Annotated in this window: 21 protein-coding genes; 9 read left to right on the top strand and 12 right to left on the bottom strand. The window is 73.0% G+C overall.

Going from position 1 to position 24,137, the window contains the following annotated elements:
* Positions 1–23: 23 nt before the first annotated feature.
* From AC07FV_RS11265 to AC07FV_RS11245, 5 genes are all read right to left on the bottom strand, one after another.
* Positions 24–1,937, bottom strand: a complete 1,914-nt coding sequence (locus tag AC07FV_RS11265) for a caspase family protein (RefSeq protein WP_479086380.1) — start codon at positions 1,935–1,937, stop codon at positions 24–26.
* Positions 1,921–2,343: a hypothetical protein gene (locus AC07FV_RS11260; protein WP_479086379.1), complete on the bottom strand. Its 423-nt coding sequence runs from the start codon at positions 2,341–2,343 to the stop codon at positions 1,921–1,923. Before AC07FV_RS11260 ends, AC07FV_RS11265 begins: the two co-directional genes overlap by 17 nt.
* 141 nt (positions 2,344–2,484) lie before the next feature.
* Entirely contained in the window at positions 2,485–4,359 is a 1,875-nt protein-coding gene (locus AC07FV_RS11255; protein ID WP_479086377.1) for a rhamnogalacturonan lyase, read from the bottom strand.
* 37 nt (positions 4,360–4,396) lie between these two features.
* Entirely contained in the window at positions 4,397–5,176 is a 780-nt protein-coding gene (locus AC07FV_RS11250; protein WP_479086376.1) for a class I SAM-dependent methyltransferase, read from the bottom strand.
* A gap of 5 nt (positions 5,177–5,181) precedes the next feature.
* Complete coding sequence (locus AC07FV_RS11245; protein ID WP_479086651.1) at positions 5,182–5,487, bottom strand: 4a-hydroxytetrahydrobiopterin dehydratase; 306 nt, start codon at positions 5,485–5,487, stop codon at positions 5,182–5,184.
* Between the two features lie 110 nt (positions 5,488–5,597).
* On the opposite strand from AC07FV_RS11245, the gene AC07FV_RS11240 reads away from it, so the two are divergent.
* On the top strand, positions 5,598–6,413 hold the full coding sequence (locus AC07FV_RS11240) for a helix-turn-helix domain-containing protein (RefSeq protein WP_479086374.1): 816 nt from the start codon (positions 5,598–5,600) through the stop codon (positions 6,411–6,413).
* Here the strand turns inward: AC07FV_RS11240 and AC07FV_RS11235 are convergent.
* Positions 6,395–6,820, bottom strand: a complete 426-nt coding sequence (locus tag AC07FV_RS11235) for a hypothetical protein (protein WP_479086373.1) — start codon at positions 6,818–6,820, stop codon at positions 6,395–6,397. The two genes, AC07FV_RS11240 and AC07FV_RS11235, sit on opposite strands and share 19 nt — an antisense overlap.
* A 218-nt stretch (positions 6,821–7,038) precedes the next feature.
* On the opposite strand from AC07FV_RS11235, the gene AC07FV_RS11230 reads away from it, so the two are divergent.
* The 6 genes from AC07FV_RS11230 (at position 7,039) to narI (ending at position 15,393) form a co-directional block, all read left to right on the top strand.
* Positions 7,039–7,902: a helix-turn-helix domain-containing protein gene (locus AC07FV_RS11230; protein WP_479086371.1), complete on the top strand. Its 864-nt coding sequence runs from the start codon at positions 7,039–7,041 to the stop codon at positions 7,900–7,902.
* Between the two features lie 52 nt (positions 7,903–7,954).
* Entirely contained in the window at positions 7,955–8,770 is an 816-nt protein-coding gene (locus AC07FV_RS11225) for an SAM-dependent methyltransferase (RefSeq protein ID WP_479086369.1), read from the top strand.
* A gap of 114 nt (positions 8,771–8,884) precedes the next feature.
* A complete protein-coding gene (locus AC07FV_RS11220; RefSeq protein ID WP_479086367.1) occupies positions 8,885–12,580 on the top strand; it encodes a nitrate reductase subunit alpha in 3,696 nt (1,231 codons plus the stop codon).
* The gene (gene narH / locus AC07FV_RS11215) at positions 12,580–14,175 is read left to right on the top strand and encodes a nitrate reductase subunit beta (protein ID WP_479086365.1); all 1,596 of its coding nucleotides are present in this window, start codon (positions 12,580–12,582) and stop codon (positions 14,173–14,175) included. Before AC07FV_RS11220 ends, narH begins: the two co-directional genes overlap by 1 nt.
* A gap of 4 nt (positions 14,176–14,179) precedes the next feature.
* The gene (narJ, locus tag AC07FV_RS11210; RefSeq protein ID WP_356612384.1) at positions 14,180–14,674 is read left to right on the top strand and encodes a nitrate reductase molybdenum cofactor assembly chaperone; all 495 of its coding nucleotides are present in this window, start codon (positions 14,180–14,182) and stop codon (positions 14,672–14,674) included.
* Complete coding sequence (narI, locus tag AC07FV_RS11205; RefSeq protein ID WP_479086364.1) at positions 14,671–15,393, top strand: respiratory nitrate reductase subunit gamma; 723 nt, start codon at positions 14,671–14,673, stop codon at positions 15,391–15,393. The genes narJ and narI overlap by 4 nt, the downstream gene beginning before the upstream one ends.
* Positions 15,394–15,396: 3 nt before the next feature.
* Here the strand turns inward: narI and AC07FV_RS11200 are convergent, their stop codons facing one another.
* The 4 genes from AC07FV_RS11200 to AC07FV_RS11185 form a co-directional block, all read right to left on the bottom strand.
* Complete coding sequence (locus AC07FV_RS11200) at positions 15,397–15,822, bottom strand: OsmC family protein (protein WP_356612386.1); 426 nt, start codon at positions 15,820–15,822, stop codon at positions 15,397–15,399.
* 91 nt (positions 15,823–15,913) lie between these two features.
* Positions 15,914–17,332, bottom strand: a complete 1,419-nt coding sequence (locus AC07FV_RS11195; RefSeq protein WP_479086363.1) for an amino acid permease — start codon at positions 17,330–17,332, stop codon at positions 15,914–15,916.
* Between the two features lie 84 nt (positions 17,333–17,416).
* On the bottom strand, positions 17,417–19,552 hold the full coding sequence (locus AC07FV_RS11190) for a phage holin family protein (RefSeq protein ID WP_479086362.1): 2,136 nt from the start codon (positions 19,550–19,552) through the stop codon (positions 17,417–17,419).
* A gap of 114 nt (positions 19,553–19,666) precedes the next feature.
* Positions 19,667–20,068: a hypothetical protein gene (locus tag AC07FV_RS11185; RefSeq protein WP_479086360.1), complete on the bottom strand. Its 402-nt coding sequence runs from the start codon at positions 20,066–20,068 to the stop codon at positions 19,667–19,669.
* Between the two features lie 83 nt (positions 20,069–20,151).
* Here AC07FV_RS11185 and AC07FV_RS11180 point away from each other — a divergent pair, with 83 nt between their 5' ends.
* Together AC07FV_RS11180 and AC07FV_RS11175 are read left to right on the top strand one after the other, a co-directional pair.
* Positions 20,152–20,925: an MBL fold metallo-hydrolase gene (locus AC07FV_RS11180; RefSeq protein ID WP_479086358.1), complete on the top strand. Its 774-nt coding sequence runs from the start codon at positions 20,152–20,154 to the stop codon at positions 20,923–20,925.
* Entirely contained in the window at positions 20,922–21,545 is a 624-nt protein-coding gene (locus tag AC07FV_RS11175; protein ID WP_479086356.1) for a DedA family protein, read from the top strand. Before AC07FV_RS11180 ends, AC07FV_RS11175 begins: the two co-directional genes overlap by 4 nt.
* Before the next feature lie 36 nt (positions 21,546–21,581).
* Here the strand turns inward: AC07FV_RS11175 and AC07FV_RS11170 are convergent, their stop codons facing one another.
* Complete coding sequence (locus AC07FV_RS11170; protein ID WP_479086354.1) at positions 21,582–22,643, bottom strand: MBL fold metallo-hydrolase; 1,062 nt, start codon at positions 22,641–22,643, stop codon at positions 21,582–21,584.
* On the bottom strand, positions 22,640–23,965 hold the full coding sequence (locus AC07FV_RS11165) for an aminotransferase class I/II-fold pyridoxal phosphate-dependent enzyme (protein ID WP_479086353.1): 1,326 nt from the start codon (positions 23,963–23,965) through the stop codon (positions 22,640–22,642). Before AC07FV_RS11165 ends, AC07FV_RS11170 begins: the two co-directional genes overlap by 4 nt.
* Positions 23,966–24,137: the final 172 nt, after the last annotated feature.

Genomic DNA, 24,137 nt, shown 5'->3' with positions numbered 1-24,137 from the left:
CACGGCCCCCGCCTCCGGTCCGGTCACACCGAGACGTCGGACCCGGCAGAGGAATCGCCGTCCAGGCTTTCCCTGCTCTCAGACCTGAGCTGGGCGATAATCTCGGCCCGGGACTCGTCGATCTCGCTCGCCAGTCCGTTCACCTGTGTGACGAGGTCCGAGGTGATCTCGGTGACGACGTGCGGTTCCAGTGGTGAACCGTGGAGTTCCGAGACCGCCTCGCGCAGGTCCTGGATGACCGCGAGCATCTCGTGGACGTCACTTGCTTCCTTCACGCCCGTCAGCATTCTGCGGGTGCGCCGGTCCATCGCCCTCGCACACGCCTCCTCGTCCAGGGGGCGGGAGAGTTCGGCCACCGCCTCCTCCATCACACCGCTGACGAACATCTGGAGGTCACGGTCGTCGGCCTCCTCCAGGAAGGCGCGCACCTGCCTGAACACCGTGCGCAGTCCCTCCGCCAGTGCCCGGAGTGCCGCCGCCCCGTCCGCGTCGGTGAAGCGGCTCCTGCGGACGGCCGCGGCAAGCTCGCCGATCAGCTGCGGCACCGGGCCCCGCCCTCCGAGGCCCCGCAGGACATGGGCAAGGGCCCGCAGACCGTCGGCGACGCCGGCCAGTGCCGCCAGCTGATCGGGCACCTGGTCCGCACCCTGCCCGACCGGCTCCGTAGCCGTCCTGCGTATCGTGCGCGCCACCGCCTCGACGAACGTCCTGGCGGCAAGAGTCAAGCGGCGCAGTTGCAGGTACCGCTCGAAGCGCGTGAGCAGAGTCCCGAACAGTTCGAGGTAGTCGATCATCACCCTGAACAGTCCGTCCACGGCCTCGGACGAGTCGGCGTCGGCCACCTGGGCCGACAGAGCGTCGCACAGGTCCGCCACGGCGAGGGATAGCACCGCGTCCCCGTTGAGGCTGTCCAGCGCGTGCAGGACATCGTAGGTCGCGTCGACCAGATGCGTAGGCCGGCCCGGGGGGTCCACGGCAGCGACCATGTCCCGCCACAGGACGCTTCCCTCGTTCGTACGCAGCAGGTACCGGACCTTGTCGAGGGTGGTGAGGAACAGGTCATGGGCTTCGACCGCGTGCGGGAAACCGTTCAACGCGTTCGCGACGCTACCGGCCGCAGTGCTTCCACCGGGCAGTACGAGGATCGGGGCGGGCTGCCGGTAATAGGGGTTGCGGGCGATCCACACACTGCCGCGCCCGTCGCTGTACAGCTCCGGTGTCTGCGGATCCCGGTTCCTCGCGAGCGTCTCGGTCACGAAGTCGTACAGCTCGGATATCGAGACGTAGCCGTCGCGGTCCCTGTCGGCCAGACCGTTCCTGATTCCGTCCAGCAGGACCGAGGTGAAAACCGAGCGCGGTCGCAGCCCGGGCAGGGCACCCGAGCCTTCCTCGTACGAGTACTGGAACGACGTGGACGAGGTCAGGATGACGCGCCCCCGGCCCGACAGGTGCACAGGCAAATCCACCTTGCTCCTCGCACCGCGTGAGACGAGGCCACGGCGGAACGCCCCGCTGAAGCAGCAGTCGAGAATGATCACCTGAGTCCTGGCGTCACACTCGTCCAACTGAACGAGAATCGCTCGCGGGTTGAGTCCGGTCTGGGCCAGGCGGTCGGCCTCCGAGTCCCTCGCGGCGAGGTAGTAGCGGTTCTGGACGTCCTTCACCCCGTGGCAGGAGAAGTAGACGAGCACGAGGTCGTCCGGTTCCGACGCGGCGAGGAAGGACTTGAGGGCGCGCTCGATCTCGTCCGCGAGACCGTCGAACACCTTGGTGACGGTGAATTGGCCGAGGCCGGGGTCGCCGAGCACCTCGGCGAGGGCCTCGGCGTCACCTGCCGGGGCGACCAGCTTCGTGAACTCCGGGTCCTCGTAGGTGTCCGTGGCGATCAGGAGTGCTCTGCGCCGTCCGCGCCCGCCGTTGTCAGAACGCCGGGTCACCGTGGGTTCCGGGTGTCTCGTCGTCGCTCGCGCCGGACGCGGCGTTGGCCCTGAGCCACTCGGCGATCAGGGCCTGCTCCTCCTCCTTGGGGTGCCCCGTCACCGTCAGGCTTCCCGACGGCCCCGTCAGCTCCACGGAGCGATGCTGTGCCCGGCCCACCCAGCCGGCCGCCAGGCGTACCACCTCGGAGAGAACCGGTGACGCGACGAGAGCCGCGACGAGGGACAGCGTGAGCGGATCCCCCTTGGCACCCTGTGGGGCCCGCTGCCCGGTCCGGGGACGGACCAGTTGTGCACCGAGGTCACTCAGCCCGATCCTGAACGGCTCGGCCGCGTCCTGCCAGTCCTCCAATTCCAACGTGTCGTCGTACAGGCGCAAAGTGACAGGTACGCGTTCCGTGCTCATCAGTCCCCCCATGCCATCGCGCGTTACGCGGTCAGTATGGTCCCGGCGGGTTTCTCGTAGGTGCTGTTTCACCATTCACCTCCGTACCGCACGTGTCGTCGACCCGCCGGGGACGGCGCCTTGCTGCGACCGCTCAGGGATTCACGGTGTGTACACCACCGGCCTGGGAGCCGTCGGCATGCCGTTGCCGAGGAAGAAGCTCGGGTGCGGGGGCTGGTTGTAGGCGGTGTTCTGCCACGCCAGGGCCGTGCGGTACTGGGGGTCGTGGAGGAGGGTGGTGATCCTGCGGTCGGTGTCGTGCGGGGTGGAGTAGATGCGCAGGGCCGTGTTGTTGGTGGTCCGCCAGACGACCTCCTCGCGCCAGTCGCCGAGGATGTCGCCGGCCAGGACCGGGGTGGCCTTGGTGCCGTTGTTGGACGCGACGCCGGAGCCGGTGAGGAGGCGGGTGTCGCCGGACGTGCCGTACTTGTCGATGCGGGTGGCGTCGAGGAGTTCGCGGACGGGGTCGCCGTCCCACCAGGACAGGAAGTTGGCGCTGGAGGGCTTGCGGCTGTTCACCACCGTGCCCTTCGGGTTGCGGATGCCGCTCTCGGCCGACGACCAGGACTCGGCGCCGGCGCTGCCGGACCAGACGTCGGCGGCGACGCCGCGGCCGTTGTCGCCGCTCGCGCCGGTGGACCAGAGGATCTGGCCGGTGCGCGCGTCCGCCATCCAGGAGGAGGGCTTCGAGCCGTCCTCGTCGACCTTGAACTCCTCCAGGCCCGCACGCGACGGGTCGAGGTCGCCGACGTGCATGGCGTCGCCGTGGCCGTTCCTCGTGGTCCACAGGCCGTTGCCGTTGTCGTCGACGGCCATGGCGCCGTAGACGATCTCGTCCTTGCCGTCGCCGTCGACGTCGGCGACGGACAACTGGTGGTTGCCCTGGCCGTCGTAGCCCTTGCCGGCGTTGGTGGAGGAGTTGGTGTCGAAGGTCCAGCGGCGGGTGAAGCGGCCGTCCCGCCAGTCCCAGGCGGCGATGACCGAGCGCGTGTAGTAACCGCGCGCCATGATCAGGGAGGGGCGGGAGCCGTCGAGGTAGGCCGTGCCGGCCAGGAAGCGGTCGACGCGGTTGCCGTAGGAGTCGCCCCAGGAGGAGACGGTGCCCCGGGCGGGGACGTAGTCGACGGTGCCCAGGGCCCTGCCGGTCGGGCCGTCGAACATGGTCAGGTACTCGGGACCGGACAGGATGTAGCCGGAGGAGTTGCGGTGGTCGGCGGAGGAGCTGCCGACGACCGCGCCGGTGCCGTCCCTCGTGCCGTCGGCCGTCTTCATGGCGACCTCGGCGCGGCCGTCGCCGTCGTAGTCGTACACCTGGAACTGCGTGTAGTGGGCGCCGGAGCGGATGTTGCGGCCCAGGTCGACGCGCCACAGCCGGGTGCCGTCGAGCTTGACGCCGTCGACGATCGTGTTGCCGGTGTACCCGGACTGGGAGTTGTCCTTGGCGTTGGTCGGCTGCCACTTGAGGACCAGGTCGAGCGCGCCGTCACCGTCGAGGTCGCCGACGGAGGCGTCGTTGGCCTCGTAGGTGTAGGAGACGCCGTCGGGGGTGGTCCCGCCGGCGGGCGGGCTGATCGGCACGTCCTTGTAGCCGGCCCGGAACTGGATCGCGTGCACCGAGTCGCCCTGCTCCGTGCCGTTCACCACGGCGCGGACGGTGTAGTCGGCGTGGGAGGGCGCGCCGGCGTGGAAGAAGGTGGTGGTGCCGGTGACCGGCGTGGAGTTGACCTTCGTGCCGGCCCGGTAGACGTTGAAGGCGACGTTGTCCGGGTCGGTGCCGAGCCAGCGCCAGCCGACCAGGTTCCCGTCACCGGTGTGGACGCTGACCACGCCCCGGTCGAGGGCCTCGACCTGCCGGGCCGTCGCGGCCTCGGCGGTGTCGGTGGGGAGGGTCGCCAGGCCGGCGCCGAGGAGCCCTGCGGCGGCGAGCCCGGCGGCCAGGGCCGACGGACGTCTGCGGATCTTGTGGGGGTGCCTCACGGGACGAACCTCCTGGAGGACGGATGGGTTCCGCCTCTCAGTCGCCGCCCGGTGCGGCGGGGTTGCCGCCCCTCGCCTCCGGTTTCGCGAAGGCCCGCAGGGTGAAGACGGGGTCGGGCCGGGGCCGGTCCTGGTCGGGGAGGTCCGCGAGCCGGGCGGCGAAGTGCTCCGCGCGCGGGTCGCCCGGCGGCAGCGTGACGAACCAGCCGCGTCGCAGGTCGGCGATGGTGCGGCGGGGGCTGCGCCCCTGACCGTGACCGGCGAAGCGGGTGGAGCCCGCCGGTACCAGGCCGTGCGCGCGGGCGTGGGACTCGACCTGGCCGGCACCGTCGTGGACGGTGCTCGGCGGGCGGGAGGCGAGCACGGCGTCGATGTCGCTGCCCACGTTGTGCGAGGCGCCTTTGTCGACCGTCGTCACGTACACCCCGCCGGGCCGCAGGACCCGGGCGCATTCCCCGACGACGGCCCGCACCTCGTCGCCCCCGCCGACCAGGTGCAGCAACCAGACGCTGCTGACGGCGTCGAACTCCCCGCTCCTGAAGGGCAGTCGGCGGCTGTCGGCCAGGACGACCGCGCCCGGCAGCCGGGCGGCGGCGTAGCGGGCCATGGTGGGGGCGAGGTCGGCGCCCGTCACCCGCATGCCGTCCCGTCCCGCGGCGAGGCGCCGGGTGACGATACCGGTGCCGCAGGCGACGTCGAGCAGGCTGCGCGCCCGCGCCGGTACGAGCGTCAGGACGGCCTCGGCGGCGGCCGCGGCCCGGGGCTCGCCACCGCGGGAGGCGTCGTACCGTTCCGCTTCCTTGTCGTAGTCGAGCACGTCCGTCAGTGTGCCCCATGGCCGGCGGCCAGGTCCTCCACCCTGCGGGCGAGCTGGACGTCCTTCTCGGTGACGGCTCCGCCCGCGCTGTGGGTGTGCACGGCCAGGGAGACCGTGTCGTAGCCGAGGGTCAGGTCGGAGTGGTGGTCGAGCTCCTCCTGCACCTGGGCGACGTGGACGACCATCGCGGTCGCCGCGAAGTGCGAGCCGAGCCGGTAGGAGCGGGTGAGCCGTCCGTCGGTGAGGGACCAGCCCGGCAGCTTCGCCAGTCGCTCCTCGATCTCCTGCTGCGACAGTGGTACGGCGGGCACGGCGGGCATGGGCTGCGCTCCTCACGTGGGGGTGGCGGCTACCGCCTCAGCCTGCCACAGCAAGGCCGCCCGGGCCCCGGCGCGAGGCGGCGTCGACTACCGTTCGGCGTATGACCGTACTCCCGTCCACCGCCGCGCCCACCGCCCGGGGCGTGGGTCCGATGCTGCGTTCCTGGCGGGAGCGGCGGCGGGTCAGCCAGCTCGAACTGGCGCTGCGCGCCGACTCCTCCGCCCGGCACATCAGCTTCGTGGAGACGGGCCGCTCGCGGCCGAGCGAGGAGATGGTGCTGCGCCTCGCGGAACACCTGGACGTCCCGGTGCGGGAGCGCAACGCCCTGCTGCTGGCCGCCGGTTACGCCCCGCACTACCCGGAGACGCCCCTGGAGGACCCGGCGCTGGACGCCCTGCGCGAGGGCATGGAGCGGCTGATCCGGGGCTACGAGCCGTATCCGGCGCTGGTCGTCGACGCGACCTACCGGGTGCTGGCCGCCAACCGGGGCATCACGATGCTGATGGAGGGCCTCCCGGAGCACCTGCTCGAACCGCCGCTCAACGCCATGCGGCTGACCCTGCACCCCGAGGGCCTGGCACCGCGCATCCGCAACCTGCGCGAGTGGCGCGGGCACCTGCTGGAGCAGATGCGGCGGGAGATCGCCCTGCACCGCTCACCGCGGCTGCGGGAGCTGTACGAGGAGGTGGCGGCGTATCCGGTGCCGGACACCGCGCCGGGCGCGGAGCCGGCCGAACCGGTGCCGTACTTCGCGCTGCCGCTGCGGATCGAGCACGAGGGCCGCACCCTGTCGTTCATCTCGTCCATCTCCACCTTCAACACCCCGATGGACGTGACGGTCGCCGAGCTGGCCATCGAGACGCTGCTCCCGGCCGACCCGGCGACGGTCAAGTACCTTCACACGCTGCTGGCCTGACGCTGCCTCAGCGCGAGGTGCTGGAGCAGTCCGAAGCCGGCGACGGTGAGAGCCTGGAGCACCGTCCACACCGCACCCGCCGTGGTGGGCGTGAGCCAGAGGGCGAGGGCGGCGAGGCTGAGCGCCGCCCAGGCGAGGTTGGCCTCCACGACGGCCCGCACCCCGAGGGCCGGCGGCGCGGGGCGGGCTGCCAGCAGGCCCACGCACCCGGCGTACACGGCCAGGAACGCGCCGAGACCGAGGAGCAGCCCGGAACCGGCACCGAGGAAGCGGCCCAGGGGCCCGGAGAGCGTGAGGTAGGCGACGGCGTTGGCGCCGGTCACGGCCGCGTCCAGGGCCAGGAAGCGGCGCAGCACCGGCTGCGGCTCGTGGGTGCGGGCGAGTGCGGCGATCTGGTTCGTGGACATGGCGAGTCACCCTCCGTCGGGTCGGACAAGGCTGGGGAAGCCGGGTTCCGGGCCGGAGTGCGCCGGCCCGGAACCCGGTGGAGCCAACGATCCCGGCCGGGCCGCGTCCGGTCGATTACCCGCCGGGTAATGACGTCGGGCCACGGCCGCCCCTTGTGAGACGGGCGGGGGTGCATGACAGACTGCGGTGTGACTTGGGCGCGTTGGGGAGGCGTGGCGTGAGTGAGCGGCGGGCCGCACCCACGGTGGGCCAGGTGGTCCTGGGCAGGCGGTTGCAGGAACTGCGGGAGACGGCGGGCCTGAAGCGCGAGGAGGCCGCCAAGGTGCTCCGGGTGGCACCGGCGACCGTCCGGCGCATGGAGACGGCCGAGGTGGCGCTGAAGATCCCGTACCTCCAGATACTGCTGACGGCGTTCGGCGTACCCGCGGACGAGGTGTCGGCGTTCGTCGCCCTGGCCGAGGAGGCGAACCGGCCCGGCTGGTGGCAGCGCTACCACGACGTGCTGCCGGACTGGTTCAGCATGTACGTGAGCCTGGAGGGCTCCGCGCGGATCGTGCGGTCCTACGAGCCGCACTTCGTGCCCGGGCTGCTGCAGACCGAGGAGTACGCGCGCGCGGTCCTGGAGGCGGGCACGATCGGCACCTCGGGGGCGGACGCGGTCGAGCGGCACGTGTCCCTGCGCATGGAGCGGCAGCGGCTGCTGGAGCGCGCGGACCCGCCCCACCTGTGGGTGGTGATGGACGAGACGGTGCTGCGGCGCCCGGTGAGCACCGACGGCCGGGTGATGCGCGAGCAGTTGGACAAGTTGCTGGACTTCTCCGTCCGGGACCGGGTGACGCTCCAGGTCGCCGAGTTCGAGGACGGCCCGCATCCCGGGACGTACGCGCCGTTCACGCTGTTCCGGTTCGCCGAGCCGGAGCTGCCCGACATGGTGTTCACCGAGTACCTGACGGGCGCCCTGTACCTGGACTCCCGCGCGGAGGTCTCCGCGCACCTGGAGGTCCTGGACCACATGACGGCGCGCGCCGCCTCGACCCAGCGCACCGAGAAGATCCTGCGCGCCTACCGGGAGAACCACTGACCCCGCGCCACCGAGCCGCTCCCCCTTCCAGCCCCCGAGGAGACGACACCGCATGACCGGTTCCGACGCCGCCCCCGGCCCCCTCGACACCAGCCGCCCGCATCCGGCCCGGGTCTACGACTGGTGGCTGGGCGGCAAGGACAACTACCCGGTGGACGAGGAGCTGGCCCGCAAGATCCTCGCCGCGGACGACACCGCGGTCCGCGGGGCCCGCGCCAACCGCCGGTTCATGCACCGGGCCGTCCGTACGCTGGCGGAGGCCGGCATCCGCCAGTTCCTGGACATCGGCACCGGCATCCCGACCGAGCCGAACCTGCACCAGGTGGCGCAGGCCGTGGCCCCCGAGGCCCGGGTGGTCTACGCCGACAACGACCCGATCGTCCTGCGGCACGCCCAGGCGCTGTTGCACGGGTCGGCGGAGGGCTCCACCGACTACGTCCACGCGGACGTCCGGGACCCGGACACGATCCTGCGGGCGGCCGGCCGGTCACTGGACCTGGGCCGGCCCGTCGCGCTGTCGCTGGTGGCCCTGACGCACTACCTCGGCGACGCGGCCGACGGCGACGACGTACACGGCCTGCTGCGGCGGTACGTCGACGCCCTGGCACCCGGCAGCCACCTGGTCCTGTCCCAGGTCACGCCGGATCTGAACCCCGAGGCGGTGGGCCGGGCGGCCGCCCTGTTCACGCGCAGCGGCACGCCGTTCCACCCGCGTTCGCTGGCCGAGTTCTCGCGCTTCTTCGACGGGCTGGAGCTGCTGGGCCCGGGCGTCATCCCGGTCACCGGATGGCGGCCCGACCCTCAGGACGTCGCGGCCCAGGCGGAGGGTGTCGTGCCGGTGTACGCGGGGGTCGCCCGCAAGCCCTGACCGGCACCCCGGCCGGCCCGCCCTGACCCGTACGGGCCCCGCGAACAGGTGCGCTCCCGCGCCCGCCCCTAGGTTCGGAACGTCAGGACCGGGGCGACCGAGGGAGCAGCGCACGTGACCGACACGCGGACACCGCCCACCGAGCCGGGCGCGGCCCTGCTGCGCGCGGGGCGGTTCTTCCGGCCCGGGACGGCCGCCCCCGACCTGCACAGCATCGGACTGGTCGGCGGCCGGGAGTCGGACGCGTTCTACCGGGACCGCTGGAGCCACGACAAGGTCGTCACCTCCACGCACGGCGTGAACTGCACCGGCTCGTGCCGCTGGAACGTGTTCGTCAAGGACGGCATCATCACCTGGGAGACCCAGGCGACGGACTACCCCTCGGTCGGCCCGGACCGACCGGAGTACGAGCCGCGCGGCTGCCCCCGGGGCGCGGCGTTCTCCTGGTACACGTACTCGCCGACCCGGGTGCGCTACCCGTACGTGCGCGGGGTGCTGCTGGAGATGTACCGGGAGGCGAAGGCACGGCTGTCGGACCCCGTACTGGCCTGGGCCGACATCCAGGGCGACCCGGAGCGGCGGCGGCGCTACCAGCGGGCGCGCGGCAAGGGGGGCCTGGTCCGGGCGCACTGGGACGAGGCCGTCGAGATGGTCGCCGCCGCCCACGTCCACACCATCCGCAGCCAGGGCCCGGACCGCATCGCGGGCTTCTCCCCCATCCCGGCGATGTCGATGGTGTCGCACGCGGCGGGGGCCCGCTTCCACTCCCTCATCGGCGCCCCGATGCTGTCGTTCTACGACTGGTACGCCGACCTCCCCGTCGCCTCCCCGCAGGTCTTCGGCGACCAGACGGACGTACCGGAGTCGGGCGACTGGTGGGACGCGGCGTACCTGATCATGTGGGGCTCGAACGTGCCGGTGACGCGCACGCCGGACGCGCACTGGATGGCGGAGGCCCGCTACCGGGGGCAGAAGGTCGTGGTCGTGTCGCCCGACTACGCCGACAACACCAAGTTCGCCGACCAGTGGCTGCACCCGCACCCGGGCACGGACGCCGCGCTGGCCCTCGGCATGGGGCACGTGGTCCTCAAGGAGTTCTTCGTCGACCGCACGACGCCCTTCTTCGACGACTACGTGCGCCGCTTCACCGACCTGCCGTTCCTGGTGACGCTGACCGAGCGGGACGGGGCGTACGTCCCGGCGAAGTTCCTGCGCGCGGCCGACCTGGGGCAGGAGGGCGAGGACGCCCGCTGGAAGACGGTGGTGCTGGACGAGGCGTCGGGCCGCGCGGTGGTCCCGAACGGCTCGCTGGGCTTCCGCTGGAACGAGGCGGACCGGGGGAGGTGGAACCTCGACCTGGGCGAGGTCCGCCCGCGGCTGAGTCTGCACGGCCACGAGATGGCGTCGGGCGTCGAGGTGCTGCTCCCCCGCTTCGACACCGAGGGCGGCCCGCACGCGCAGGGCCGCGGGGACGTGCTGAGGCGGGGGGTGCCGGCGACGCGGCTGGGCGGGGCGACCGGACCGCTGGTGACGACCGTCTTCGACCTGCTGCTGGCCCAGTACGGGGTGGCGCGCCCCGGCCTGCCGGGTGACTGGGCGGCGTCGTACGAGGACGCGGCGGCGCCCGGCACCCCGGCCTGGCAGGAGACGCACACCTCGGTGCCCGCGGCGGCCTGTGTGCGTATCGCGCGGGAGTTCGCGCGGACCGCGGAGCGCTCGAAGGGGCGCTGCATGATCCTCATGGGGGCCGGGACCAACCACTGGTTCCACTCGGAGACGATCTACCGGGCCTTCCTGGCCCTGCTCCAGCTCACCGGCTGCCAGGGCCGCAACGGCGGCGGCTGGGCGCACTACGTGGGCCAGGAGAAGTGCCGTCCCGCGACCGGCTGGGCGACGCTGGCGGCGGCCTCGGACTGGTCGCGCCCGCCGCGCCAGATGATCGGCACCGCGTACTGGTACCTCAACAGCGACCAGTGGCGCTACGACCGGTTCGGCGCCGACGTCCTGGCCTCGCCGCTGGGCGAGGGACGGCTGACGGGGATGACGGGCGCGGACTGCCTCGCGCTGTCGGCCCGCACCGGGTGGATGCCCTCGTACCCGACCTTCGACCGCAACCCGCTGGAGCTGGGCGAGGCCTTCGGCGACCCGGTGGCGGGCGCGGTGGCCGAACTGCGCGCGGGCACCCTGAAGTTCGCCTGCGAGGACCCGGACGCGCCGGAGAACTGGCCCCGCATCCTGACCCTGTGGCGGGCCAACCTGCTCGGTTCCTCGGCGAAGGGCGCCGAGTACTTCACCAAGCACCTGCTGGGCACCCACTCCTCCCTGCGCGCCGAGGAGGCCGCGCCCGGCGAGCGCCCCCGGGACGTGACGTGGCACGAGGAGGCGCCCGAGGGCAAGCTCGACCTGCTGCTCTCGCTGGACTTCCGGCACACCTCCTCCACCCTCCTGTCCGACGTGGTGCTGCCCGCCGCCACCTGGTACGAGAAGCACGACCTGTCCAGCACGGACATGCACCCCTACGTGCACGCCTTCTCCCCGGCCGTCGACCCGCCGTGGCAGACGCGGACCGACTTCGACACCTTCAAGGTGCTCGCGGAGAAGCTGAGCGAGCTGGCCGTCGGCCACCTCGGCGTGCGCAAGGACCTGGTGGCCGCCCCGCTCCAGCACGACACCCCGGGTGAGATCGCCCAGCCGGGCGGGGTGGTACGGGACTGGCGGCGCGGGGAGTGCGACCCCGAGCCCGGGAAGACCCTGCCGAACCTCGTCGTCGTGGAGCGGGACTACACGGCGATCGGCGCGAAGTTCGCGGCGCTGGGCCCGCTGGTGGAGGGCAAGGGGCTGCCGGCCAAGGGCATCACCCTGAAGCCGGACGAGGAGGTCGGCCGGCTGCGCGACCTCAACGGCGCGGTGCGCGGCGGCCCGGCCGACGGGCGTCCGGCGCTGGACACGGCGGTGAAGGCCGCCGACACCATCCTGGCCCTGTCCGGCACGACCAACGGGCGCCTGGCCGTCCAGGGCTTCCGCACGCTGGAGGCGAGGACCGGGCAGGAGATGGCCCACCTCGCCGCCGAGCACGAGGGCAAGCGGATCACGTACGCGGACACGCAGGCGGCGCCCGTGCCGGTGATCACCTCGCCGGAGTGGTCGGGCAGCGAGGCCGGCGGGCGTCGCTACACGGCGTTCACGCTCAACACGGAGCACCTCAAGCCCTGGCACACCCTCACCGGGCGGCAGCACTTCTTCCTGGACCACGACTGGATGCACGAGCTGGGCGAGGCGCTGCCGGTCTACCGTCCGCCGTTGGACATGAGCAGGCTCTTCGGCGAACCCCAGCTGGGTCCGGACGGGCACCGGGAGGTGACGGTCCGCTACCTGACCCCGCACAACAAGTGGTCCATCCACTCCGAGTACCAGGACAACCTCTTCATGCTGGCGCTGTCCCGCGGCGGCCAGACCATCTGGATGTCGACGCGGGACGCGGAGGCGATCGGGGTCGCCGACGACGACTGGATCGAGGCGGTCAACCGCAACGGCGTGGTCGTGGCCCGTGCGATCGTCTCGCACCGCATGCCACCCGGCACGGTGTACATGCACCACGCCCAGGAACGCACGGTCAACGTCCCGCTGGCCGAGACGACCGGCAAGCGGGGCGGCATCCACAACTCGCTCACCCGGCTGATCCTCAAGCCGACCCATCTCATCGGCGGCTACGCCCAGTTGTCCTGGGCGTTCAACTACCTCGGCCCGACGGGCAACCAGCGCGACGAGGTGACCGTGATCCGCCGCCGCAGCCAGGAGGTCGAGTACTGATGCGCCCGATGGCCCAGGTCGCCATGGTCATGAACCTCGACAAGTGCATCGGCTGCCACACCTGCTCGGTCACCTGCAAGCAGGCGTGGACCAACCGCCGGGGCATGGAGTACGTCTGGTTCAACAACGTCGAGACCCGCCCCGGACAGGGCTACCCCCGCCGCTACGAGGACCAGGAGAAGTGGCGGGGCGGCTGGGAGCTGAACCGGCGGGGCGCGCTGAGGCTGAAGGCGGGCGGGCGGCTGAAGAAGCTCGCCGGGATCTTCTCCAACCCCAGGCTCCCGGAGATCAAGGACTACTACGAGCCCTGGACGTACGACTACAAGAACCTGACCGACGCCCCGCTCGGCTCCGACTACCCGGTCGCGCGGCCCGTCTCCCAGCTGGACGGCAAACCGATGAAGATCGGCTGGTCCTCGAACTGGGACGACAACCTGGGCGGCGCACCCGCCTACGGCGACCTGGACCCGATGGTGGAGCGCACCCGGCAGCAGGCCTCGGAGAAGGTGCGGTTCGCCTACGAAGAGACCTTCATGTTCTACCTGCCGCGCATCTGCGAGCACTGCCTCAACCCGTCGTGCGTGGCGTCCTGCCCGTCCGGGGCGATGTACAAGCGCTCCGAGGACGGCATCGTGCTGGTCGACCAGGACCGCTGCCGGGGCTGGCGGATGTGCGTGACCGGATGCCCGTACAAGAAGGTGTACTTCAACCACCGCACCGGCAAGGCCGAGAAGTGCACCTTCTGCTACCCGCGCATCGAGGTGGGCCAGCCGACGGTCTGCTCGGAGACCTGCGTGGGACGGCTCAGGTACCTGGGGGTCGTGCTCTACGACGCGGACAAGGTGACCGAGGCCGCCGAGACGCCGGACGAGAAGCAGTTGTACGAGGCCCAGTTGGGCGTCTTCCTGGACCCGGAGGACCCGGCGGTGCGGCGGGCCGCGGAGGAGGCGGGCATCCCCTTCGACTGGATCGAGGCGGCCCGGCGCTCCCCCGTGCACGCGCTGGTGAGCAGGTACCGGGTGGCGCTGCCGCTGCACCCGGAGTACCGCACCATGCCGATGGTCTGGTACATCCCGCCGCTGTCCCCGGTGGTGGACGCGCTGACGGAGACCGGGCACGACGGCGAGGACGCGGACAACCTCTTCGGCGCGATCGACACCCTGCGCATCCCGCTGGAGTACCTCGCCGAGGTGTTCACTGCGGGCGACACCGGCCCGGTGCGGGCGTCGCTGGAGAAGCTGGCGGCGATGCGCGCCCACATGCGGGCGATCAACCTCGGCGAGACCCCCGACCCGGCCGTCGCCACGGGCGTCGGTATGAGCCCCCGGGAGATCGAGGACATGTACCGGCTGCTGGCCATCGCCAAGTACGAGGAGCGGTACGTGATCCCGACGGCCGCCGTGGGGGACGCGCACCGGCTGGAGGCGTCCGCCCTGCCGGACACGTGCAGCCTGGACACCGACGGCGGCCCCGGCATGGGCGGCGACGGTCCCTTCGGCCAGGACTCGGGGCGCAGGCGGCTGCCGCTGGTGCCGGTGGAGAACTTCCACGTCCTGCGCCGGCGGCAGACCGCGGACGACGAGAGGGAGGTCTGATCCGATGCCCGGGTTCGAGGTGCTGTACCAGGCGGCGGCGCTCTGCCTGACCTATCCCGACGACGACTTCCGCGCCCGGCTGCCGCTGCTGCGCGAGGCGGCGCCCCCGCTGCGCGCCTTCACCGACCACGCGGCCGTGACCCCGCAGGGCGAACTCCAGGCGCACTACGTGGAGGTCTTCGACTTCAAGAACCGGCACAGCCTCTACCTGAGCTGGTGGACGGACGGCGACACCCGCAACCGCGGCATGTCCCTGGTCCGCTTCAAGGAGCTGTACCGCGCCCACGGGCTGGAGTTCACCGGCGAGGAACTCCCGGACTTCCTCCCGGCGGTGCTGGAGTTCGTCTCCCGCACCGGGGACATCGGCATGCTCACCGAGCACCGCGACGCCCTGGACCAGCTCCGTTCCCGGCTCACCGCGTTCGGCACGCCCTACGCGTGCGTCCTGGACGCCGTGTGCGCCACCCTGCCGCCCGCCTCGACCGGAGCACGCCGATGAACGTCTTCCTGTGGGGCGTGCTGCCCTACGCCGCCTTCGCCCTGCTGGTCGCGGGCCTGGTCTGGCGGCACCGCTACGACCGGTTCGGCTGGACGACCCGCTCCTCCCAGGTCTACGAGTCCAAGCTCCTCAACATCGCCTCGCCGGTGTTCCACTACGGCATCCTGTTCGTGCTGGTCGGCCATCTCATCGGCCTGTTCGTCCCGGCGTCGTGGACGGAGGCGGTCGGCGTCGGCGAGCACGCCTACCACCTGTTCTCCCTGTACGGCGGCACCCTGGCCGGGGTGCTGACGGTGGCCGGGATCGCCATGCTGGTCTACCGCCGCCGCACCAGGGCACCCGTCTTCCGCGCCACCACGGCCAACGACAAGTTCATGTACGTCTTCCTGCTCGGCGCCATCGTCCTCGGCATGATCGCCAAGCTCTCCGACACCTCGGGCGACGGCTACGACTACCGCTCCACCATCGCCCCCTGGTCCCGCAGCCTGTTCGTGCTGAACCCGAAGGTGGAACTGATGGAGGGCGTGCCGGTGCTCTACCACGTGCACGCGGTGATCGGGATGGTGCTGATCGCCCTGGTGCCCTACACGCGCCTGGTGCACATGTTCAGCGCGCCCTTGCAGTACCTGACCCGCCCCTACGTGGTGTACCGGTCGCGCGACCCCAGGCAGCTGGGGCCGCGCCCGGACCGGCGGGGCTGGGAGCGCGCGGGCTCCTGACCGCTAGGCCAGCTTCGCCGTGAGGGTGATGGTGGTGCCGGTCAGGGCCTGGCTGACCGGGCAGTTCTTCTTGGCGTCCTCCGCGGCGGCGACGAACGCGTCGTTGTCGAGGCCCGGGACGGTGCCCTCCACGGTGAGGTGGATGCCCGTGATGCCCTCGCCGGGCTGGAAGGTGACGTCGGCGGAGGTGGTGAGCTTGGTGGGCGGGGTGCCGGCGCCGGCCAGGCCGTGCGAGAGCGCCATGGAGAAGCAGCTGGAGTGGGCGGCGGCGATCAGCTCTTCCGGGCTGGTCTTCCCGTTGGCCTGCTCGGCGCGCGAGGGCCACGACACCTGCTGCTCGCCGATGCCGGACGAGTCGAAGGTGACGACACCGTTGCCCTCGAGCAGGTTGCCTTCCCAGACGGTGTGTGCGGAGCGCGTGGTTGCCACGGCGGAGTCCTCTCGAATTCTCTTGCTGTACGGGGGCGGTGGGAGCCCGTGCCCGGGTCCCCGCCCCCATCCGATCACACTCCGGCTCGGCTCACGAGGAACACCCGGGTGTCCGCGCTGCCTCCGTGCGCCGCCTGCGGGCCGCCATCACCGCGTGGACCAGGACGCCGGCGAAGAGGAAGAGCACCCCCTGGTAGACCGCCGCGTAGCCGGCGCCCGCGACCAGCCACAGCGAGAAGGCCGCCGCGACGGACGCGATCACCCCGTCCCGGACGAGGCGGGCCCGGTCGACCTTCTCGCCCTGTCCGGAGAGCAGGTGGAAGAGCTGGGCGGCGGTGGCCAGCAGGTAGGGCACGGTCGCCGTGAAGGTGGTGACCAGGACGAGGATCTCGAAGACCTCGGCCGAACCGGACGTGTAGTTGTACACGGTGAGCAGCGAGGCGAGGACGACGGTGACGCCGACGCCGAACGTCGGCACTCCGCGCCGCCTGCGGGCGAACGCGGCGGGGAAGAGCCCGTCCTTCGCGGCGGCGTACGGGGTCTGGGCGCTGAGCAGCGTCCAGCCGTTGAGGCAGCCGGTCATCGACACCAGGGCGGCGAGCGCCACGGCCCAGCCGCCCCAGGCACCGCCGAACATGGCGTTCACGGCGTCCGAGAAGGGCGCGGTGGAGGTCACCAGGCGGTCGTGGGAGACCGTGCCGAAGACCGCGAGGGTGCCCAGCAGGTAGACGAGGGCGGCGCCCGCGGTGCCGATGACGGTGGCCCGGCCCACCGTGCGGCGGGGGTCCTTGACCTCGCCCGCGCTGACGGCGGCGGACTCCACCCCGAGATAGGAGAAGAGCAGGATCGCGGCGGCCGCGGAGACCGCTCCGATGCCGCTGCCGCCGCTCGCGTTGAACGGTCCGAGGTTGTCCGCGTCGAAGAAGAACAGTCCGCCGACCGCGACCAGCAGCAGCGGCGCGAACTTCAGCACGGTGGCCACCAGCTGGACGGCGCCCACGTAGCGGGTGCCGGCGAAGTTGGCCAGCGCCGGCAGCCACTGGATGACGAGCGCGGCCAGACAGGCGGTCCAGCGGTGGTCGTTCACCGGGATCAGTACGTCGAGGTAGCCCACGGCGGCGACCGCGAGCGCCGCGTTGGAGACCCAGGTGGTGATCCAGTACGCCCAGGCGGCGAGGAAGCCGGCGAAGTCGCCGAAGGCCTCGCGGGCGTAGACGTAGGGGCCGCCGGTGCGCGGGTCGCGGGCGGCGAGGCGGCCGAAGACCAGGGCGAGCGCGATGGCGCCGACGGTCAGGACGCCGAAGGCGAGCAGGCTGATGGTGCCGAAGGGCGCGACGGAGGCCGGGAGCAGGAAGATGCCGCCGCCGATGATGTTGCCCATGACCAGGGCGGTGGCAACGGGGAGCCCGAAGCGGCGGGCGTGCCTGCCGTTGCCGGGAGCGGGGTCGGGGGCCGCGGGGGTGTCCCGCGGGTCCGGAGCCGGTGGGGGGACGGTCCCGGTGACGTGCATGGGGTGGGGCGCCTTCCTTGGAACTGGTGCCCGGGATCGCCGGGACGGCGCCCATGGTCGGGCACCGTCCGGCACGCCTCCAAATCAGGCGCTTTTGTCCTGCGCGACCCCGCCCACGACGGGAAAAGGTGCGCTGTCGACGGCTCTCGACGGTGAATCGTCCACGGGCACCTGCGGGCCGTTCGACTCCCGCAGCCAGCGGCGCAGGATCCGGTGGACCTGTTCGGCGCCGACGATCTCCGCGCCTTCGGCGACCGGCGCGGACAGCACGGCCGGTGACAGCAGGAAGGCCCGCGACTGGGCGCCGCCGAGCCCGCCGTGGGAGCCGATCTGCTCCTCGAAGGCGAGGACCTCGCCGTCGGCCGGGTCGTGGAAGGAGTTGACCATGATGTCGGCGGTGTGCGGGAAGGAGTGCGTGCGGCGGACGGCGTCGGCGGCGCCGGGCCCGAAGACGGCGAGCGGGCCGGGGTCCTCGTCGAGCCGGTCCAGGGGGATCTCCGCGCCGCGCGCGCCGAGCACCACCCCTCCGTGCCGCTCGCTGCGGACCAGCAGGAAGCCGACGCCGGGGTGGTTGGCGAGGGTCGGCAGCAGCGCCGGGTGCCGGGCGTCGATCTCCTCCCGGGTCATCCGGTGCGGCACGTCCGGGAAGGAGACCAGGCCCAGGTTGCCCGAGGCCAGCACGATCGGTTCCGAGCGGCGGCCGGTGGGGGTGTCGGCGGGGCGCTGCTGCTCGGCGCCCTCCTCGACGGGCCGGTGCAGGGCGGCCCGTACGGTGTTGCGCGCCTCGGCGCCGCTGCGGGTGCGCTGGGCCCGGCGCGGCACGGGCAGTCCGCAGCCGGCCCGCACCAGGTCGCCGAGGGTGAGGCCGTAGCGGGTGCGGAAGGTCTCGCCGGGGCTCTGGCCGTGGTCGGAGAGGAGGACGACGCGGTACTTGCGGGGGGCGTGCTCGGTGACCGTCTCGATCAGGGCGAGGGACCGGTCGAGGCGCTGGAGGACCTTCGCGGCGTCCCGGCCGCGCGGCCCGGAGTGGTGCGCCACCTCGTCGTAGGCCACCAGGTCGGCGTAGACGGCGGTGCGTCCGGCGAGCATGTCCCCGATCACCGCGGCGACCACGACGTCCCGTTCGACGACGGTCGCGAAGGCGCGGACGAAGGGGTAGAGGCCGCCGCGCGAGACCCGGGGGCGGACCTTGTGCAGGCGGGCCCGGACGGACTGGCCGATCTCCCGGCCCACCTCGGCGACGAAGGACAGCGCGGTGCGCACGGCGTTGGCCGGGTCGGCGAAGTAGGCGAAGTAGCCGGACCGGGAGCGTGTCTCCGGGCTGCGGCGCCGGGTCGCGATCGACAGCACGAGCGCCTGTTCGTCGGCGCCGCCGCCGAACAGGTTGCCGCGGCTGGCGCCGTCGAAGGTGAGCAGCCCGCCGTCACCGGTGCGCTCGATGGCCCGGCGCTGCAGTTCGGCGGCGCTAGTCGGGCGGTTGCAGACCATGACCTCGCCGCTGTCCTTCTCGTACCAGCGGAAGGCGGGGACGTCGTGGTTGCTGCCGTGCAGGATGCCGAGCTGGCTGGCGCCGGTCTGGCTGGACCAGTCGGTGTGCCACACGGCCAGCCGGTGGGTCGCGGATCTGCCGTCGCGGCCCAGCCAGCGGGCGACGGTGGGCATGGCGCCGCTGTCCACGGCGTCCAGCAGGACGTCGTGGCCGACGCCGTCCAGTTGCAGGAAGACGGTGCCGGGACCGGACGGGCAGGGCGGGCCGGATCTGCGGCGGCGGTCGGCGAGGCGGTACAGCCGGCGCCGGTAGGCGTCGTCGTCGCGCACGGCGAGGGCCCCGCCGGTGGCGGAGGCGACCGCGGACATGACGGCGGCCACCACGACCGCCGTCTCCGGGGCGACGCCGCCGCTCCCGGCCGGGTTCACGTCGATCGCGAGGAGCAGCAGCCCGCCGTTGAGGAAGAAGACCAGCAGCCCGAGGACGAGCGCCGGCACCAGGAGCAGCATCCGGACCATCAGCGGCCACACCAGGGCGGACAGCAGGCCGAAGGCGCCGGCCCCGACCGCGGCGGTGACGGCGATGTCGGTGGCGCTGTCACCGTCGGGCGACTGGAGCCGGAAGTCGGGCAGGATGCCGGCGAGCGCGAGCATGGTGACGGTGGACACGGCCCACACCGCGACACTCCGCCCGATCTGACTGGCGACCCGGCGCCAACGCCCTGCACCCACGCTCCGTACACCTCACGTCCGGGCCCGTCCTCGGCGCGGGCCTGCCCCACCCTGTCACAACGGTCCGGAGTGCCCGTTTGTCCCCCCGGGTCCGGTTCACACCCCCCGGCGGGGTCAGCGGCCGTCGTACCCGGCCGTCGGCATGGACAGCCTCCGGTGGACGCACGCCTTCATCCGGGCGTCGTAGGACGGTTCGGCGTGGCCGGCCGTCTCGACGCGGGCCCCGCGCCGCGCGCACTCCGCGGTGAACTCCTCCACCGACGACAGGGCGCTCTCCAGCACCCGCCGGCTGGGCGCCACGAACAGGTCGCGCCCGGGACGGACGCCGTCCCACAGCGCTTCGTGGTCCGGTCGCAGGCCGCGCACCAGCAGTTCCCTGGCGACGACGTAGCCGTGCTCCGCGGCCCAGCGGGCGCACATGGCGTGCTGGCTGCGGGAGTCGACCAGGAAGGGGTCGTCGTCCAACTGCTCCAGCGGCGTCAGACTCGCGATCGCCGTCACCCGCACCAGACCCATGGTGTCCCCCTCACCTCCCGTTTTCGCCGCCGACCCTACTCCTGGACGTAGGCTTCGGGGAGTCGCGCGAAGGAGGCAACGAGGTGCCGGTGGAGCTCACGTGGTGGGGTCATGCCACCTGCACGGTCGAGGACTCGGACATACGTGTACTGACCGACCCCCTGTTCGCCCGTCGGCTCGCGCACCTGCGCCGCCGCCGGGGCGCGGTGCCGCCGCCGGAGGCCTGGCGCGCGGACGTGGCCCTGGTGTCCCATCTGCACGCCGACCACCTGCACGTGCCCTCGCTGGCCCGGCTCGCCCCGGGCACGCGCCTGCTCGTGCCCCGGGGCGCACGCCGGTCGGTGCCGGCGCTGCGCCGGCTCGCGCACCTGGAACCGACCGAGGTGGCGCCCGGCGACGAGGTCCGGGTCGGCGACCTGCGGATCCGGGTGGTGCCGGCCCGGCACGACGGGCGTCGGCTGCCGTTCGGACGGCAGCGCTCCCCCGCCCTGGGCTACGTCGTCGAGGGCGAGGCCCGGACGTACTTCGCCGGGGACACCGGGCTGTTCGACGCCATGGAGAAGGAGGTCGGGCCGGTCGACGCGGCCCTGCTGCCGGTGGGCGGCTGGGGGCCGAACCTCGGTCCGGAGCACCTGGACCCGGGGCGGGCGGCCGAGGCGCTGGCCCGGCTCGCGCCGCGCACGGCGGTGCCGGTGCACTACGGCACGTACTGGCCGATCGGGATGAACGCCGTGCGCCCCCACGAGTTCCACACGCCGGGCCACGAGTTCGTGCGCCTGTCGGCGCTGCGTGCGCCGGGGGTGGCCGTGCACCGGCTGGGGCATGGCGAGAGCGTGCGGGTGGAGGTCGCGCCGTGAGCTGGCTGGACGCGGCGGTGAGCATACCGACCGAGCCGACGCAGCAGGCGTTCGGCTATCCCTCGCTGTTCCTGCTGGTGCTGATCGGGGCGCTGGTGCCGGTGGTGCCGACGGGCGCGCTGGTGAGTTCGGCGGCCGTGGTGGCGACCCACCAGACGCTGCCGTACTCGATGCTGATGGTGTTCGTGACGGCCTCGCTGGCCGCGTTCTGCGGGGACATGGCGCTGTACTGGCTGGGGCGGCGCGGGGTCGGTTCGAAGAACGGCTCGCGCTGGCTGGAGGCCATCCGGTCCCGGGCGCCCGAGGACCGGCTGGAGCAGGCGCAGGAGAAGCTCGCCGACCACGACGTGGCGGTGCTGGTGCTGTCCCGGCTGGTCCCGGCGGGGCGGATACCGGTGATGCTGGCCTGCCTGCTGGCCGAGTGGCCGCTGCGCCGGTTCGCCCACGGCAACCTGCCCGCCTGTCTGGCCTGGGCGGTGACGTACCAGTTGATCGGGATCCTGAGCGGCGCGCTGTTCGACCAGCCGTGGGAGGGCGTGGCCGCCGCGATCGCGCTGACCGTGCTGGTCAGCGTGGCCCCGGCCCTGTGGCGGCGGCTGCGGGGGCCGGCGAAGGCCTAGGCACGGGCGTGATCCGGTGTGCTCCCCCGGCCGCGCTCACTCCAGCACGCGGGAGCCGCCGACCGGCAGGTCCCACAGGTGCTCCCGGGGCAGGCCCGCGTGCCGCCAGGCGGCACGGACCCGGGTCAGCGGCTCCAGCACCGGCTCGGCGGACAGGATGAAGGTGCCCCAGTGCATGGGGGCCATCCGCCGGGCGCCCACGTCCTGGGCGGCCCGCACCGCCTCCTCGGGGTCGCAGTGCACGTCGCTGAGCCACCAGCGGGGGTTGTAGGCGCCGATGGGGAGCAGCGCGAGGTCGATGCCGGGGTAGCGGCGGCCGATGCGGGCGAACCAGTGGCCGTACCCGGTGTCGCCGGCGAAGTACACGCGCCGGCCGTCGGGGCCGGTGAGGACCCAGCCGCCCCACAGGGTGCGGCAGGTGTCGGTGAGGCTGCGCTTGGACCAGTGGTGGGCGGGGACGAAGTCGAAGCGCACGCCGTCCAGTTCGGCCGCCTCCCACCAGTCCAGCTCGGTGACGCGGGTGAAGCGGCGGCGGTGGAACCAGCGGCCGAGCCCGGCCGGCACGAAGACCGGGGTGTCCCGGGGCAGCCGGCGCAGCGTCGGGGCGTCCAGGTGGTCGTAGTGGTTGTGGCTGATGACGACGGCGTCCACGCGGGGCAGGGCGCTCCAGGGAACGCCCACCGGAGTGACCCGCGCGGGGGTGCCGAGGATGCGGCGGGACCAGACCGGGTCGGTGAGCACGGTGAGCCCTCCGATGTTCACCACCCAGCTCGCGTGCCCCGCCCAGGTCACGGCGACGGTGCCGGCGTCGACGCGGGGCGGCCGGCCGGGTGCGTACGGCAGCCGGGGGATGTCGGCGAGTCCTTCGGGGCCGGGTCTCACCGCGCCCTCGCGGGCGAATCTCGCGAAGGCCTTCAGACCGGGCAGGGGTGTGGTCAGCCGGTCGTGGAAGGTCCGCGGCCACACCCGGTGCTCGGCCAGCGGCCGGGGTTCCGCGAGCGGGGGGTCCGGGGGCGGCGAGGCGGGCGTGGCCGGCGGCGCGCCGGTGTCCTGGACGGAGGTGGTGGTGCTCGTGGTCGACCGGGGCTGCTGCGTCATCGAGGAGGCTCCCATCGCTGAGCGTCGCGGAGATCGTCGAAGACCGACTTCAGACCGATCAGGGCGCGTTGCACGTGTGGCAGTTCCAACGGGTCGGGGACGGTGGGGCGTTCTGTGCGCTGCTCATCAGTACCAGCGTCGGCCAGAGGAACGCTGGAGAGCCGGACGCGCAGGGCCTGGAGGTCGTCGCCGAAGCGGTGGCCGCCCGGTGCGGGCATGCCGAGGCGGGCGGTGAGGAAGTCCTCCAGTTCCTGGGCGTCGCCGACGCCCTGGGCGGCGAGGGCGTCGCGCAGCGGGCCGAGGTCGGCGTACAGGTGGCGGCCGGCCTGCGGGGGCCGTGCGGTGGCGCCCGCGGTGACGACCGCGGTGTGCACGGCGGCGGCCAGGCGCGCGTGCAGGCGCACGGCGGCCGACCGGCGGGCGGTGACCGGCTCGGGTTCGGCGAGGGCGTACCCGGCGGCGGCGGCGACGGGCGCGGCGACGCGGGCGCCGAGCGCGGTGAGCACGTCCAGCACGCGGGCGTGCAGGCCGTCTCCGGCGGCGGACGCGGGGAAGCGGGCGACCGCGGCCGGCCAGCCCGGCGGCAGCAGCGCGCCGGCCAGGTCGGTGACGACGGTGACCCGTTCGGGCAGCATCTCGGCGGGGCTGAGCAGCACGGTGGCGTGCGGGTCGTGCAGGGTGTCGCGCCAGGTCTCGTCGCTGACCAGGTGCAGCCCCTCGGCGGCGGCGGCCTCGACGGTCTCGTGCAGCAGTTCGGGCGGCGCGACGGTGCCGGTGGGGTCGTCGGCGACGGACAGCACGAGCAGACGCGGGTCACCGCCTTCGGCGCGGACCCGCCGTACGGTCTCCAGCAGGGCGTAGGGATCGGGGACGCCGCCGGACTCGGCCGGGGTCGGGACGTGGAAGACGGGCCGGCCCAGGAGCCGTGCGTACGGTGCCCACCAGGCCGCGCAGGGGCGCGGCACCAGGACGTCGCCGCCGAGTACGGCGGTCAGCGCGAGCAGCAGGGCGTGGGCACCCGGGGCGGCGGCGAGGTGGCCGGGGTCGGTCGGCAGGCCGCGGCGGTCCCAGTAGCCGCTCGCGGCGGCCAGGAGGGCGGGGGCCCCGCCGACCGGTTCCTCGCCGCCGCGGCCGGCCGCGGCGGCGAGCACGGCGGACAGCTCGGGCAGCACCGGCAGGCCGTCGCCGGGGAGGTGCGGACCGTAGCGGACGGGTCCGTGTCCTTCCGGTACGCGGTGCGCGGGGGTGTGGCTCCGGGGGTCCCGCCCTGCGGGGGTGCGGCCCTCTCCGCCGCCTCGCCCCCCGGGGTCCGTGCGCCGCATGCGTGCCTCCGCGCAGTCCGTCGTGCCGTGTCCTGCCGCCGCCCGGCCGGGTGCCCTTCTTCCCAGGTCCTGATCGGTCGTCGTCGGTCGTTGCTGAACGTACCCATCGGGGCGCGGTGCCATGGCCGTGGCGCGGGTGGCGCCGGTCACCGGCGGACCGGGGTGCGGCGGG

The organism is Streptomyces sp. NPDC045956 (assembly GCF_056430705.1).
Note: the sequence above shows the minus strand (reverse complement) of the source record. Positions and strands in the feature narration are given on the sequence as shown.